General features: G+C 42.0%; 11 protein-coding genes, 2 pseudogenes and 1 CRISPR repeat array. Of the genes and pseudogenes, 5 read left to right on the forward strand and 8 right to left on the reverse strand.

Annotated features, from left to right (window positions below):
* Window positions 1-191: 191 nt before the first annotated feature.
* Window positions 192-1,400 (forward strand): MFS transporter, encoded by a 1,209-nt coding sequence (locus UYI_RS0121660; RefSeq protein ID WP_016868775.1) that lies wholly within the window; start codon window positions 192-194, stop codon window positions 1,398-1,400.
* A 21-nt stretch (window positions 1,401-1,421) separates the two neighbouring features.
* Here the strand turns inward: UYI_RS0121660 and UYI_RS0121665 are convergent, their stop codons facing one another.
* Entirely contained in the window at window positions 1,422-2,393 is a 972-nt protein-coding gene (locus UYI_RS0121665) for a PRC-barrel domain-containing protein (RefSeq protein WP_016868776.1), read from the reverse strand.
* A 277-nt stretch (window positions 2,394-2,670) separates the two neighbouring features.
* Window positions 2,671-3,273, reverse strand: coding sequence for a hypothetical protein (locus UYI_RS0121670; protein WP_235147988.1), 603 nt, complete (start codon window positions 3,271-3,273; stop codon window positions 2,671-2,673).
* A gap of 115 nt (window positions 3,274-3,388) precedes the next feature.
* Between UYI_RS0121670 and UYI_RS37060 the strand changes: the two genes are divergently transcribed.
* Window positions 3,389-3,553: an exopolysaccharide biosynthesis protein gene (locus UYI_RS37060; protein ID WP_016868778.1), complete on the forward strand. Its 165-nt coding sequence runs from the start codon at window positions 3,389-3,391 to the stop codon at window positions 3,551-3,553.
* Window positions 3,554-3,652: 99 nt separating this feature from the next.
* On the opposite strand, the gene UYI_RS0121680 is transcribed toward UYI_RS37060, so the two are convergent.
* Window positions 3,653-4,306 carry a DUF4142 domain-containing protein gene (locus UYI_RS0121680; protein ID WP_016868779.1) on the reverse strand — a complete coding sequence of 218 codons (654 nt, stop codon included), beginning with the start codon at window positions 4,304-4,306 and terminating at the stop codon, window positions 3,653-3,655.
* Window positions 4,307-5,020: 714 nt separating this feature from the next.
* Here UYI_RS0121680 and UYI_RS0121685 point away from each other — a divergent pair.
* The gene (locus tag UYI_RS0121685) at window positions 5,021-5,710 is read left to right on the forward strand and encodes an alpha/beta fold hydrolase (RefSeq protein ID WP_026086096.1); all 690 of its coding nucleotides are present in this window, start codon (window positions 5,021-5,023) and stop codon (window positions 5,708-5,710) included.
* A 1,021-nt stretch (window positions 5,711-6,731) separates the two neighbouring features.
* Here UYI_RS0121685 and UYI_RS0121690 read toward each other — a convergent pair.
* From UYI_RS0121690 to psaB (UYI_RS33110), 4 genes and pseudogenes are all read right to left on the reverse strand, one after another.
* Window positions 6,732-8,180, reverse strand: a complete 1,449-nt coding sequence (locus UYI_RS0121690; protein ID WP_016868781.1) for a hypothetical protein — start codon at window positions 8,178-8,180, stop codon at window positions 6,732-6,734.
* Window positions 8,161-8,976 (reverse strand): alpha/beta fold hydrolase, encoded by an 816-nt coding sequence (locus UYI_RS0121695; RefSeq protein WP_016868782.1) that lies wholly within the window; start codon window positions 8,974-8,976, stop codon window positions 8,161-8,163. Before UYI_RS0121695 ends, UYI_RS0121690 begins: the two co-directional genes overlap by 20 nt.
* A 230-nt stretch (window positions 8,977-9,206) precedes the next feature.
* On the reverse strand, window positions 9,207-10,277 hold the full coding sequence (locus UYI_RS0121700; RefSeq protein ID WP_235147989.1) for an SDR family oxidoreductase: 1,071 nt from the start codon (window positions 10,275-10,277) through the stop codon (window positions 9,207-9,209).
* A 121-nt stretch (window positions 10,278-10,398) separates the two neighbouring features.
* Window positions 10,399-11,190, reverse strand: a pseudogene (gene psaB, locus UYI_RS33110) (photosystem I core protein PsaB); the annotation flags it as partial.
* A 27-nt stretch (window positions 11,191-11,217) separates the two neighbouring features.
* On the opposite strand from psaB (UYI_RS33110), the gene UYI_RS35905 reads away from it, so the two are divergent.
* Window positions 11,218-11,463: a hypothetical protein gene (locus tag UYI_RS35905; protein ID WP_081589251.1), complete on the forward strand. Its 246-nt coding sequence runs from the start codon at window positions 11,218-11,220 to the stop codon at window positions 11,461-11,463.
* On the opposite strand, the pseudogene psaB (UYI_RS33115) reads toward UYI_RS35905, so the two are convergent.
* Window positions 11,426-12,859 (reverse strand): annotated as a pseudogene (gene psaB, locus UYI_RS33115) (photosystem I core protein PsaB); the annotation flags it as partial. The gene UYI_RS35905 and the pseudogene psaB (UYI_RS33115) sit on opposite strands and share 38 nt — an antisense overlap.
* Window positions 12,860-14,026: 1,167 nt before the next feature.
* Between psaB (UYI_RS33115) and UYI_RS37065 the strand changes: the two are divergent.
* Entirely contained in the window at window positions 14,027-14,164 is a 138-nt protein-coding gene (locus UYI_RS37065; protein WP_157226378.1) for a hypothetical protein, read from the forward strand.
* Window positions 14,165-14,172: 8 nt separating this feature from the next.
* Window positions 14,173-15,451: direct repeats of the CRISPR family, unit length 37 nt; unit sequence GTTGCAACTTACACAAATCCCTATTAGGGATTGAAAC.
* The last annotated feature ends 48 nt before the right edge of the window (window positions 15,452-15,499 follow it).

Raw genomic sequence — 15,499 nt, forward strand, 5'->3', positions numbered from 1 at the left:
TCACCTCAAACATCATATTGCTAAAACAGGTGTGCGATCGCTTTAGCACTAGAAACAAGATCCCCGACTTTTCTAAAAAGTCGGGGATCTATGTTCCCCAAAAAATAACGTCTTAACATGCGATTAAGATTATGAAAAGCAATCTCTACAATGTGAATATATCTGTGTGAAATAACACAGAGGACAAAAGCATGGAACAAAATCCAAAAATCATGACTCAGCCAAAAATTTTGTGGCTGCAAGTTTGGAGTTTGGCTGGAGTGCAAGGAGCAATTATCATCTGTTGGCTGATTTATAACCTGTACTTACCCAAACTGTTGGTTGGGTTTGGCTTCCCTGAGTCTTTGGCAGTAGGAATAATTATTTTAGAAAATGCCTTGGCGGTAGTCATGGAACCACTCATGGGTGCGCTTTGTGATCAAGCCAAGTATCGAGTCGGAAGTAGTTACCCTTTTATTACCCTGGGAGTTATCCTCTCCTCGGTTTTGTTTATTGCTATCCCTTGTATCGTCACTTTTGTACCACCTTCAGATGTGACAAAATTACTGTTACCTATAGCATTGGTGGCGTGGGCGTTAGCAATGACGGTATTTCGTAGCCCAATCTTTGCATTATTAGTTTACTACGCAATACCACCTCAGTTACCTTCAGCACTCAGCGTTGTAATTTTCGTCGGTGGAGTCGCAGGTGCGTTTCGAGGAGTAGCCAGTAACTTTATTCTCACTTTAGGGCCAATTTTTACCTTTGCAATTGGTTCTTTTATTCTTTTAGGGGCGGCGGCAACATTACGCTTGTTTAACCCGCCAAATACACCTGTAGATCAAACACAAACATGGACAAAACCAGAACATTTCCTCCGCTCATTAGCTTTAATTTTATGTACTGGTGTTGGTGTAGCTTTGGGTTCCCGGTTATTGATGGATGCTTTGAGTAAACTGCTCAAAGTTAATTTAAATACTGATAATGTTGATGGCTTAATGTTGTTCATCAACCTGGCAATAGCGTTTGCATTTATACCAGCAGGTTCATTAGCTGTAAAAATAGGTAATCGTGTAGCTATGATTATTGGTGTTGGTATCGCTACTATATTTTTGATGATGATTTTATATTTAGGCACATATGTTCCCGTAATTATACTAGGTGTGTGTGGATTTAGTTTAATAGTCAACGGTGGCATTCCCTTTGCTTTTTCGCTGGTGCGTCCTCGTTGGGCAGGATTAGCGGTAGGAATGTATTTTGCGGGATTTGCGTTAGTAGGAAGCTTATTTCCGGTAGTATTTCCCCAACCACAATTAATTACACCAGAAATAGGCGTTTGGGTAAGTGCGATCGCATTTGTGTTTACGGGTATATGTGTCGCCTCAAGTCGCACACCAAGCGAAGAATTAGAAGATCGGTAATGGGTAATGGATAATGGGTAATTAAGATATTGATGATTTTCCCATGCCCAATGCCCGGTGCCCAAGCTTTATACTTTCAAGTCTAGTAGGGGAATGATTGCCGAAATTAGTTAATTTGCGATCAAACCACTCTTGGTATGTTTTCTGGTGTTCCTCATCTTCCACAATGATTGTTACTTGCACCCCATTACATCCGTGATTTTGCTCCAGAGCGATCGCATTTAAAAGTAAACTAGCAATTTTAGGCGAAGTAAATTCACCGCTTAGAGTCAAACCACTCTCAAAACTTGCTTGTTTGGGTGTTTTTCCTGCAATCGATTCAACATTGGAAATTTCTTCTAACCCCAAATCTATCTGTGCCAGCTGTTTGTGTTCTGGACTAACTTGTTCCACAACCAGTTTCTCACATCTGATTGGAACCTCTACCATCCGAGTTTCAATTTGTTTGCGAACAATCACTTCACCAACTTTACGTTTACTACGATCAATTACTAATCTTTCTGCTAGCAAACGAATAATCTTTTGTACCGTATCCTCCACTTCTTCAGAAACTACTGGTTCTATTTGTATATTTGTATCGTTCGCTTTTGTGGGAACTAGTGTGGTGTCGTGGGTATTTGCTTCCTGAGTGTTTGAAGTTAGTTCAATTTCCCCGACTTGGCTTTCTCTGTCGAGATATTCAGGTAAATACTCTATTTCTGATTTATCTATCTTTGTTAAAATATGTCGATTCTGTGAATCAATTTTTTCAACTAGCTTGCTATTTAATAGAAAGAAGCGATCGCTTTGTTGATTTTGAGATTCACAGACTACAAAATCTAGCCGATGTTCAGCATCTACAATTAAATCTTTGACCTCACCAACCAGCTGTTCTTGCCTATCCAGAACAGCATAATCTTTCACTTTATCCCTTAAATTTTCCAGCTTAGCCGTAAGTTTTACAGTTCTTTGGTTTGACTGTTCAGTATCTCTATTAACTGTTATGTTAGTCATGGTTATAAAATTGATAACTGTTTTGCTAAAGAAATCAAAGTATTTAATAAGCTTTTTTTCTCCGCTGACATTTTAAAATCAACGGAGAAACCAGAGGCAAAGCCTCTAGATTTATTTTTGTATGCAGGAATTTGGAAGATAAATCAAGTAGTCTTGAATTATTAACATTCTTCAATTGAAAGACCCGAAATCTCCACATCCAATTCTTCTTGACGAATTGTGTGTTGGGCTTCTACTGTGTTCTATTCCACCACCATCTCAAATTACTGTAAACAACTCACTCCTGGTTGTCTATTGGGACTATCAGCAAACCCATCTGACTATTAGGTATGTTGATGTTCTGACTACCAGTTGGCGTTGCATCCTCAGTTGCTGCACTCTTAGCAATGTCCACTTTGCTCTTAACAGTCTTGTTAATACCTTGAGTTGCACCTTTAACAATATCCACTGTATTTTGCATAGTATCGTTCACATTTACAGCTGTTGCCGCCACAGTATCTACTGTATCTTTGACAGTATCGTTAATGTCTATAGCTGTATCCCTAACAGCCTTTCCTACATCTTGTGTGGTATCGTTAACACCATTAGCTACAGTTTTGATTGTGTTACCTACAGTTTTTACATTTTCGTTAAAACTAGAAGCTGTATTCTTGATCGTGTTTCCTACATTCTTTACAGTTTGGTTAACTCTTTGGGCTGTACCCTTGATAGCTAAAGCACCAGCGATCGCGCCCAAAGTAGCACCAATCAATGCTCCAAGGGCTACTTTTGCTAACCCATTCTCTGTGTCTTGCTCTACTGTATTAGCATTAGATTCCTCGGTAAGGAGCTTAATATTGCCGTCAGGCTGATCCAAGAACTCCTGGTTATTAGTCATCATAATCGTCTCCTTAATTTTTGAATTGGTATAACCTTACAACCTTAAATATTCAGGTCTATGACTCGACCACATAAGTTCTTAGGGGTTGCGAGGGGCCAGATCCCCGACTTTTTTTATGCTACCTGCTATTGTCATACTTATTATTGCTTTAGGTTTGATTGAGCAAGATGGTGTAGTAATTATGTTGGGTGTTTTGGGCGCTTGTGTAATTATTGCAACTATTGCATTTGCGATATCTGCTATCGGCCGCTTTGTGTTGATGCAACCTTCTTCTCGCTGACGGGCAACAGTATATTTATAGGGGTCAGATCCCCGACTTTTTAAAAAAGTCGGGGATCTCGCGGCCCATCATAGATTAAATAATTAATGGGATGAACCACTAAGGTGTGGTAGTTGGAGATGGTGTGGTAGTACCTGTGGTTTTATCTGCAAGTGATTGAGCTTGCTGCAAGTGCTGTTGAAGAGTTGGCAATTTTGTACTAGCAAAAGCTTGTAGATCGGCGTCTTGCCCTTGTTCAGCTTCACGCTGGAACAAAGAAACTGTCTTTTGGTGATCTTGCACCATCTGATTCATATATGCCCGATCAAAGTCTGCACCAGATAGCTTAGACAGGTTTGCTGCTACTTGTTTATTTTGTTCACCAACGCTTTGTGGTACGGTAAGTTTTTTCTGAGCAGCTAACTGTTTAAGTTGATTTTGAGCTTGAGTATGATCTGTGATCATCTGTTGAGCATACTGTTTGACTTCAGCGCTTGCTGCTCTTTTTTGCGCTAGTTGCCCAAGTTCAATTTCTGCCAAATTACCTTGTGTGGCTTGAGTTACAAACTCTTGATTGGAGATAGGAGTGGTGTTTTGAGTAGTTGGAGTTGTAGTAGATTGAGGCGTAGCTGGGTAAGTTTGGGTAGTACCTGTTTGAGTAGCCGTTTCATTTGGTTGAGTGGCACTTTGATCTGACTGATTTGTTGTAGTGCAACCAGCAGTGGTGGATAAAGCAACAAGCACAGCTGTAAAAAGTGTTATTGGTTTAAGCATAATTTCCGTTCCTCCTAGCAAAAATATTTTTGTTTCAAACCAACTTCGGATTGTTAGTGGGAATAAACACAGCAGACGCGCCTTCTTCGGCGACTCTACGACAAGGTTACGCCCTGGGAGTACAGAAACTAACAACAAAAAAATCATCACAAGTAAAGCAAGTCTTCTGGACAAATAGACGGTAAAAAATACTGTATAGATAGTTAAGGGCAGCCATAACCAAGAATAAATGACTGCCGGCAAGAAATAGACGTGCTATTTGCGTGTCTAACTATCTGAGCTTTCCACTCAATCCTAAAAGACCAAAATTTTTCTTTCCTCTAACTTTTGAGGGTGAAAATTCATTTACTACTGCTCCTTAAGCAGGAGACTATGTAAATTTAAAATGCAATTTTGAATACAAGTTTACCTTCTCACCAAAATATTTCTGCACCCTCAAAGCGTATTATTTCAAGATATTTTTGAAAAACTTGTTCTAAATCTAAAGAATGAGTATTGATTTAAACATTTATTGAGCAAAATGTGTCAGAAGAGACATGATATTCATCCCACTTTTTGAGTCAAGATATAGCAGAAAACTTGTAAAAGGATAAAAATCTAAATGGCAACAGCAAGGCAGTTATTGCAGATAGCGGCAGTTGGAGTTATTCACTGCACTATTATTTGAAAGCTGTAGAAATTATGTTGACTTAGAAACTAGCAATGGAGGATTGTGTGCAACCTATTTACGATGAATCATATGAGATGATAGTCCAAGGTGCTGAAGTCGAACAACAACAGGAAGAATATTATCCAGTTAAATTAATAACGAGTCTGGGTACAATTCACTGTCGTCACTATCCAGTTCCAAGCAGCGATAAAGCAGTAATTTGGGTTGGAGGTGTTGGTGGTGGTTGGGATACACCTGCTCGTGGACTTTACCCCCTACTTTGTCAGCAGTTAATCAAGGATGGCATAGCTTCTTTGAGAATACGTTTCCGCTATTCAACACAACTGATAGACTCTATTGTGGATGTTTTAGCTGGTATTAGCTACTTACATCACGAGGGTATTAAAAATTTTGCTCTTGTTGGTCATTCTTTCGGTGGTGCAGTAGTAATCCAGGCAGCTGCCCAATCTCCAGATGTTAGTACTGTTGTCACTCTTGCGACACAATCCTACGGCACAGAAGCAGTTTCCCAACTAGCAACTCGGTGTTCGTTGTTACTATTGCATGGTACGGCAGATCAGGTATTATCGCCCTATTGTTCACAAAGTGTCTATCAGCTTGCCCTGCAACCCAAACGCCTGATTCTGTATCCTAATGCCAATCATAGTCTTAATGAAGTGGCTGATGAAGTTACTCAAGTTGTCCGGGATTGGATCGTTGGACAGTTAAATAGTTCTTCCGCACGTGTACTTTAGCCTTTGCAATTCAGTTTAAATAATTTCACTAAAACTATAAACAAACATAAATGTTTATAGTCTTTTTGTTAAGTAATTAAATTATCCTCAGAAAACGCAAGATTACTTTAAAATACACCAGAATAACACTAAAAATAAAATTAAGACAAAAATATTCCTTAAGTATGATAAGGTCAAGCTATAAGTAAGAAGCAGCCATTTTCTATCTGATTGATAATTTAATATATTTTAAATACACTATCATAAAAGAAGAGCTTAGATAGAGTAAAGAAACAGAGTGAAAAAATAGTGATCTTGACCTATTAGCTTTACAAGAAAAATCAAAGTTATGTTTATTCAAGATTTATTAATCTGCTTACAAATTACAACAGATATCTTTACAAACAAAAAGCCTTCTGATTGTCTATCAAATCTTCCCTGTAATTGTCCTAATCCAGGAAAAAAATTAGAGTGTGAAGATTGTGAATATTTAGAGGCTTGTTTGTCTGAATTTGCACCTATTCACTCCCAAATAGCAGCATCAAATTTGTCTACATCGCCTGTTTCCGCCAGGATCTGCTCGTCGTGTGACACAGATTTTGAAACGTCTGTCGCTTAAGGAAAGATACACTCAACAATGGCTTATACCAATTTTGGATTTTAGATTTTGTGAAAAGTTTGTAGACGCGCAGCGTTCCGGAGGCAGCTTCAAAGCTTTTCAGGACGGATTTTGGATTGGAAGTCTTTGGCAAAAGGCTATATCAGGAATATCCAACAATACTAATACCAATTCCCTTTAAACGTGAAACATACTTGTCTTGTAGAGACGTGCCATGGCACGTCTGTTGCCATGGCACGTCTGTTGACATGGCACGTCTGGTACAGGATTTAAATGTATCGTGATTAACGTAAAATGGTATAACTATGACGTGAGTTCGATAGATTTATTAGCCCAATATCCCGCGCTCAAATAAATAGCTGGCTCATAATGAAAATCCACTTTCACAGTGATCAGTTATTGATCACTGATCACTGTTAACTATTAACTAATCACTGATTCCCATTGCACGGGAAAGCGATCGCCTGTTTGCTGAATGAATTGATCTAGCTGTTCTAGCATCAGCGGGCCAGGAACCGGATAACGTGCTGAAATAACTCGTTGTAAATCTGTGTAATACCGAATTAACGTAGCAAAGTTTCTAGGAAATTTATCTTCTTCTACCCCAATAAACTCACCGTGCTTACGAGCTCGTTTGAAAACATCGCGCCAGCGTTCTATTGAAGGTAAACCAACAGCATCTACTCCGTGGGAGAAAAGGAACATGTAAATTTCATCGTATGGATCAGTGCTTTCCAAATAATTTTCAATCCAATCTAAAGAAGGCTGCATGTTAAACTTCATCCAGAATGGCACTGAACCAGTACGTAAAGTCCACATTGGTTCTAGAAGAATAAACGATTCGACTAACAGGCGGTTGGCAATAATGCCACGTTGTTTATACCACCAACGATAAAGTTCAGCCACAAAAGGACTGAGATGTTCTGGTTCTTGAAAGATGATGCGCCGAATATGATAACCGCGATCGCGGGCAAAATTTTCAATATCGTCTCGCAAAGTCGCCTCAAAACCCCACTCTGCCTCTGGTCTTTCTCCATCTGGTGTCGGCGGATTCCACTGTCGTCGTGGTGACTGGTAGTGTTGCAAATACTCTGCAACACTTTCACCACCTTGAAAAAAGTCTGATTCTGTAGCACCACCCAACGCCCCAAATTGGAAAATGTGGCGAGCGTCAACTTCGGTAGTGGGCCAGGTACGCTGACACTCAACGATGAAAATAGTAGCGCCTTTTGGTAAGCAGTTTTCCAAAAAGTACTTGTAGGTTTCACCAAGACGTAGACGCTTGACGCGAAAGTAATTCATACCCCGCAAACTCAACCGATCTTGGTTGGGATCATACATGTGATGCAGTTGTAAGTCGGGGTTAGCAGCCAACAAAGGTTTGGCTTTTTCCCTACCCCACTCCATCGCCTTCTTTGGTTCGTCTGGATGGATCTCCGGATGCAGGACAGGGATCATAAAGGTTTGTGGCAACCAAGGTATACCCAGGGCAGCACACAGATGCACAATAGCACCACTAGCCGAACCAATGGCAACCGCCGGATACTGACGTTGGGGATACTCGTTCACAATCCATTGGGAGGCTACCTCAGCATTCACATCTTTTAAGCGGTCTGGAGGAATTGCTTCGCCTGCACTGCCAAGAGTGTAAATAACTTCTTGAACTTGTCGAGGCAGCTTGTTAATTAAAGTTGCGATTGGTTCTATGGCAGGTGGCTGCACACCCATCCCGGGAAAATCTTCTCCACGTAGGTAAGCAGCAGTAGCACGCAGCATTGCCGAACCAGAGTCGAAGCCAGCGATATAAGGTGGAGCTAATCGTAATTTTGTGCTTAAAGAAGCCAAAATTCCATCATAGAAGGGTGTTTTCATCTAATCTTTCCTTTTCCAGCAACTGCGATCGCGTAGCATCGATAAACGCTCGAGTCACACGAGATAGTTCTAATGGTGCGCTGTAATTGAGGGTGTGTCCTCCACCCGGAATTACAACTAATCGAGCATTTGGTAAGAGATTCACAACTTCTTCTGCCCACTGCTGTGACACAACAGGATCTTCTTGACCACGCACTACTAACGTAGGTACGTGCAGATAAGGAAGTTTGGTCTCAATGCAGTCTGATAGCGCAATTTGGATAGTACGGACAATGCGTGGTAAACCAGCTAGCCAGTAATCGTATGCTTGCAATGGACCCTGGGAGGGATCTTCAAGGGGAGCATTGAGCATAAAACGCCAAAGTTGTTGCGGTAAGTTACGAGCGTGTCGGTCAATCGTCGGCCCTTGCAACACTGCACGTTCCAAGCGATCAGGATAGCGCAAACCAAACTCTGTTATCACCTGACAACCAAAAGAGTTTCCCAGCATAGTTGCCCGCTCAATTCCGACTGCATCCATCCAGCGACATAAAATATTTGCCAACTCAGGCAAATCCAATACATGCTTTGGTTTTTCACTTTCACCGTAACCAGGGAAGTCTGGAGCATATACTTGATAATACGGTGCTAGTAACTCGGCAGCTGGAATCATGTAGCGACTGGAAACCACTACTCCATGCACCAGAATCACCACGGGAGTAGATTCTGGCAATGGCTCCTGTGATCTGCGTGCATGTATTATGAGACCATCAACTGTTGTGTAGTGGCTTTGCAATCTCCCCTTAGGTAGGTTCATATTTGTTTGTTTTTATTCGTTAGCTTGAACAGAAGGCAGAGGGCAGAGGGCAGAAGGGGTGAGAAATTTCATGTTTGGTTGTATACCAACGTACATGAATGGCTGTCTTGAAAATAGCGATTTGAGGATGAACCTAACAGCAAACCCATAATCTATCTGTGTGCATCTGTGTGCATCTGTGTTCGTTCTTTCATGCCCTCGTCGTGGGCAATTGCCCGTGGGATTCTAACTTAAACTTGCATACCAAATACACGTGCTACCTGCCTAGCCATATCCCAAACATCTTGGGTTGTCATTCCACCTGTACCCAACCAATTACCACTGATCCCTGTATAGTCTTCCATTGGCTGGAACAGATTGCCATCGGTTGGGGCTGCTGGCTTTTTGTCTTGGAAGTGATCTTGATCTACTTGGCGTGCCATCATCCGTTCTTCAAGATCAGGTGCTAATGTTTTCTCTAAAGCTAGCAGATAGCCTGCTTGTCCAACAATGATTTCTCGCTGTGGTCTATTTACTAGCCCGACAATTGCCTCTGCAACGTCTTTGGCAGGATAGACTGGGCTGAGTGCCTTGGTTTTACGACCAGTGTAGTTGGCTGCGTGCTGGAAGATTGGTGTATCAATAGATGCTGGTAACACCGTACAAACATGGATGTCAGGTGCATTGTCTAGATACAACTCCATCCGCAGGGAATCGGAAAGTCCGCGAATCGCATATTTGCTGATGGTATAAGGGCTGGTGTATGGCTGACCAGTGATTGCTACAACCGAGGAAACATTGATCAGGATACCACTACCTTGTTCTCGGAAGTAGGGTAGAGCTGCACGCGCACCATGCACATAACCAAATAAATTGGTGTCAATAACTCGCCGAAAAGCTTCGGGAGGTACATCTTCAAAGCGGGCAAACAAAGAGACAGCAGCATTATTTACCCACACATCAAGCCGACCAAAATTTTCAATTGCACGCCGTGCTAATGCTTGTACGGCTGACTCATCGGTGACATCTGTGGGTACTGCTAGAGCTTGTCCACCCAATTGCTTACACTGTTGGGCAACATCCTGCAAAGCAGCTTCCCTGCGAGCTGCTAATAGTAATGTTGCACCCTGTTTCGCAAATTCAAGTGCTGTAGCACGTCCTATTCCACTAGATGCACCTGTAATGACGATGACTGAATCTCTAATTCGCCGTGGCATACTGCTTTCTCCTTGAGCGATCGCACTGGTTAAGAGTAAACATCCACTCTCTTTGATGTAAGTTGCCTGTGCAATTAATTGTCCTCTTCCTAGAGAGTGAAACAAAGTTATATTTATCCAAAACCCATTACCAATTACCAATTACCTAATTAGAAATCTCCCTCTATCCCGTCAGGGATAGAAGGAGAAGATGGCAAAAGTCAGAGAATCTTAAATCTTACATATTTCAACCGAATTTCCCAGCATTGGCAGCAATTAGGAATGCTGCGTAGGTAAGAATGTAGCCAACTGTGAAGTGAGTTAGACCAACCAACCAACCTTGGACGATTGACAGAGCAACGGGTTTATCCTTCCAGCGCACTAGATTTGCCAGTGGAGTACGTTCGTGCGCCCAGACTAGAGTTTCAATTAACTCTTGCCAGTACCCACGCCAGCTAATCAGGAACATAAAACCAGTAGCCCAAACCAGGTGTCCAAAGAGGAACATCCAAGCCCAAACAGACAAGTTATTCATGCCGTAGGGATTGTATCCATTTATTACCTGAGCCGAGTTAGCCCAGAGATAATCACGGAACCAGCCCATCAAGTATGTAGAAGACTCGTTGAACTGAGCTACATTGCCTTGCCAAATACCCAGATGCTTCCAGTGCCAGTAAAAAGTTACCCAGCCAAGCAGGTTCAACATCCAGAATATGGCGAGGAAGAAAGACTGTTCCCAAGCGGAAGTTTGGCAAGTACCACCACGACCAGGCCCATCACAGGCGAAGGTGAAGCCGAAGTCTTTCTTGTCAGGAAACAGCTTACTACCACGGGCATCCAACGCACCCTTGACACAAATTAAGGTAGTAGTATGCAGACCAAGTGCGATCGCATGGTGAACCAAGAAATCACCAGGGCCAATAGTTAAGAACAGAGAGTTCGTACCAGAGTTAATCGCATCTAGCCAGCCTGGCAACCAGACGTTGGCATAGTTGGGCCATGCTGTGTGAGCAATGCTGTCTGGATTAGACAACAAGACCTGAGGGGTGACAACCGCAGTCAACTTGTGGCAGGGCAAGCCTTTCAGGTGACGGACGCCCTCAAAGATAAAAAGCAACAGCAAGATTTTTCTTATTCATCAGCACTCAAAACTCCTATTTTCACAAAGCGCGATCGCGCTCAATTAATTCTCATCTTTTCAGCAGTGATTAAAGTGAAAGGCAAGCCAAGCCTAAGTTACATCCCCCTTGTCACCCCCTCAGCAACAAGACATTCATGCCATATACCGCTTTCCCGTGAGCAGCTTGGATGAATTGAGCAAATACCGGCTCAATCAGGATTTGCTTCTCAGGTGTGCCGAAGGCAACAACTACATCGTTGTGGACGTACAAACCCAGGGTATGGAAGCCCAAGAATAAGGACACCCAACTGAGGTGGGAGATAATCGCTTCTTTGTGCTTCAGCACCCGCTCCAATACGTTGCCCTTATTTTGTTCAGGGTCGTAGTCCCGCACCCAGAATATTGCACCGTGAGCAAACGCACCAACCATGAAGAATCCAGCTAGGTATTGATGGTGGGTGTATAGACAGGCCTGAGTTGTATAATCCTTTGCCATAAAGGCGTAAGGAGGCAGGGCGTACATATGTTGCGCTACTAGGGACAGAGCAGTTCCCAAAGCAGCTAAGTGAATACCTAACTGAAAGTGCAACGAGTTGTTATAGGTGTCATACAAACCTTGGTGCGGCAGGTTGAACTGACCTTCAGTTTGGATACCAAAGAAATTTTTGGCATCGAGCATATCTTTGATGCTGTGACCAATCCCGAAGTTAGTCCGGTACTGATGACCAGCGATGATAAAGATAACTGCGATCGCTAAATGGTGGTGAGCCATATCAGTCAACCATAGCGACTCTGTTTGAGGATGGAAACCACCCAAAAACGTGAGAATGGCATTACCAGCGCCAGCAGATGTACCAAATATATGCTGTGCCGTATCCGGGTTTTGAGCGTAGACACCCCAGTTACCAGTGAAGAAAGGTTGTAAACCTGCTGGATGTGGTAGAGTCGTCAGAAAATTATTCCAGCCAACATGCTGTCCGCGAGATTCGGGGATAGCAACGTGAACCAAGTGACCAGCCCAAGCTAGGGAACTGACACCAAACAGACCTGCTAGGTGGTGGTTTAACCGAGGTTCAGCGCTCTTGAACCAAGCCAAGCTGGGACGGTATCTAGGTTGCAAGTGCAACCAACCAGCAAACAAGAACACTGCTGCCAACAACAGCAGGAAGATAGAACCCATGTAAAGGTCATTGTTCGTCCGCATACCGATGGTGTACCACCAGTGGTAAACACCAGAGTAAGCAATATTTACTGGATAGTTAACTCCGCCTTGAGTGAAAGCGTCTACCGCAGGTTTACCAAAGTGGGGATCCCAAATCGCATGGGCGATGGGGCGGATATGAACGGGATCTTTGATCCAAGTTTCAAAGTTACCTTGCCAGGCTACGTGGAACAACAGGCTAGAAGCCCACAAGAAAATGATTGCCACATGACCGAAGTGAGTAGCGAAAATCTTTTGATAAAGATTTTCTTCTGTCATGTCATCATGGCTTTCAAAATCGTTGCCCTGAGCCATCGCATACCAGATTCGACGTGTCGTCGGATCTTGAGCGAGATCCTGGCTAAATTTGGGAAATTTTCTTGCCATGTACTTTAATTACATCCTCCTTTTTAGCTAATTCAAGTTGCTAGATCTTTTGAGCCAGCAACGTCTAGCAATTGAATAAAAAACCCTTACAGCATCAAGTCGGAGGTCAAACAATTTTGGTTTATAGATTTGCGATTTTAGATTGACTAATCCAAAATCTCAAATTGGTACGGTCAATCTTTCATCAACAAAGCTAGTAGGTATGAGGATTAAAACGGGTTTAACTCCCAAATATACGTCCCCATTAAGTAAGAGTGATGCGATTCATCTCTCTATCAGTAGTACTAAACAAATTTACTAGTACTACTTCCCATCGCATTTCTGACTTAGGGGAGAGATTAGTATTACATCAACTTGTCATTATGAACACAAGCTAAAGTTCTACTACTTGAGCAACATTCCCCTAAAATACCGATTTCACAAAACTCTTGTATCTCGCTACATCTGAAAACTTCAAATTACCATTGCTCAAGCTGCTGCAAAAACGTCAACAAACCACATTGATTTTGATATGCTGCAAGATCCCGGACTTTTTTAAAAGTCGGGGATCTGGCCCCTCGCAAAGAGTCAGAATTTACGCATGGGTAACGAAAAAACAAACCACAGAGGACACAGAGGACACAGAGAAATAAGAGTGTGAGAGGTTTTTTGTGTAAGTCCTTGATCTGTTGCGAGATTTATAGAGAATTGGTATTAGATGTCGCAGAGGGTTGAGCTTGAGTAGACTTGTTGAAGCAAAAATCTCCCAAATTCAATTTGAGAGAGTGTCAACACAGTCTGTTTATTGTTAACAAAAAATATTTTAAAATTATCCCAATACTGATAGTCTTTTTATCTGCCACTACCACGGCCATCACTATCGATATTAGCAATATGCTGCCCAAACGCTGGAAATTTCATAAGATGCTCCCTAATGACCTATCTAATATCATCTACAAAAATGAGTGGGAATAACAGGATCACTGAGCTAGCATTTGGCATTTTGGCAGAAAATGAACTTACAGGCTTTTTTTGGTCAGATATTAATTAATGATCATCAATGGGAAATGTTGAGTTTCTGTAATTGCGCCAACCTGTAGGTGTTTTACACACAAAGGAAAATGTTATGCTTGAAAGCTTTGTCTGTTCTGGGTTTGAACCATTCACATCAAAACAGAGGTTCGCGCAATGTCTGAAACTTCTACCAGTAAAGCTTTTGAGCCGATTTTTTCCAAGCCACTCTTGACACTGCGATCGCTCAAACGCTATATTTATTCCAGGTCTGCACTACTGAACCTTGAAAACCAAATACAGCAAGGCTTCTAGATCAAACAGTTGCAACTTACACAAATCCCTATTAGGGATTGAAACTTTAGCGGAATAAAAATAAAGTTCATCGTAGAGAAAAGTTGCAACTTACACAAATCCCTATTAGGGATTGAAACTCTTCTTATTAAGAAATGCTTGTAGAACAAGCTTTTGGTTGCAACTTACACAAATCCCTATTAGGGATTGAAACTCTGCGAAGTTTCCAAAGCTGGGGCGCTAACTGATAGTTGCAACTTACACAAATCCCTATTAGGGATTGAAACCAGTCAGGACTTATCATCATCAGGTAGCGGGTGCTGTTGCAACTTACACAAATCCCTATTAGGGATTGAAACTAGGACGGCCGACTGGATAGCTGTATCGATAGCCTCGTTGCAACTTACACAAATCCCTATTAGGGATTGAAACCATCCTTGTGCTTGAGCCGGCTCGCTATCCGGAACGTTGCAACTTACACAAATCCCTATTAGGGATTGAAACAATCCTATCCGCGTTAGGTTTTGGTTTTCGTGGCATGTTGCAACTTACACAAATCCCTATTAGGGATTGAAACGTGACGGGTTCGTATTAGCTTCGTGTCTTCGTATGTCGTTGCAACTTACACAAATCCCTATTAGGGATTGAAACCTCAGCAAGCACCTCTAACAGGTACTTGCATTTAAGTTGCAACTTACACAAATCCCTATTAGGGATTGAAACATTCTTTAGAGTGAATCCCCAGCTTTGTTATCTGGAGTTGCAACTTACACAAATCCCTATTAGGGATTGAAACAGTGTGTATGCCGCGGACACTCCAGAATTTGGACGTTGCAACTTACACAAATCCCTATTAGGGATTGAAACGTAGAACAAGCCACCAAATAGAGAGCCAAATACGTTGCAACTTACACAAATCCCTATTAGGGATTGAAACTCTACATCCGTTCTCAGGACAAACCCGAAAGATAATGTTGCAACTTACACAAATCCCTATTAGGGATTGAAACTCTGTCGGGAGTAGTGCAACGCGTGTTCAAACCTGTGTTGCAACTTACACAAATCCCTATTAGGGATTGAAACAATTAACCCTATCTTTTTAAAAGAATTGAGTTAATTGTTGCAACTTACACAAATCCCTATTAGGGATTGAAACATCACAAACATTGACTGCTTTTCGTTGAACCAGCAAAGTGTTGCAACTTACACAAATCCCTATTAGGGATTGAAACTACTCGGTAAGCTGTGAACGGGTAAGGAACCATTTGATGGTTGCAACTTACACAAATCCCTATTAGGGATTGAAACTGTATTCAGTCCAAACCTCTTTGAAATCCGGCAAGTTGCAACTTACAC

The organism is Fischerella muscicola PCC 7414, from assembly GCF_000317205.1.
Taxonomy (GTDB): Bacteria; Cyanobacteriota; Cyanobacteriia; order Cyanobacteriales; family Nostocaceae; genus Fischerella; species Fischerella muscicola.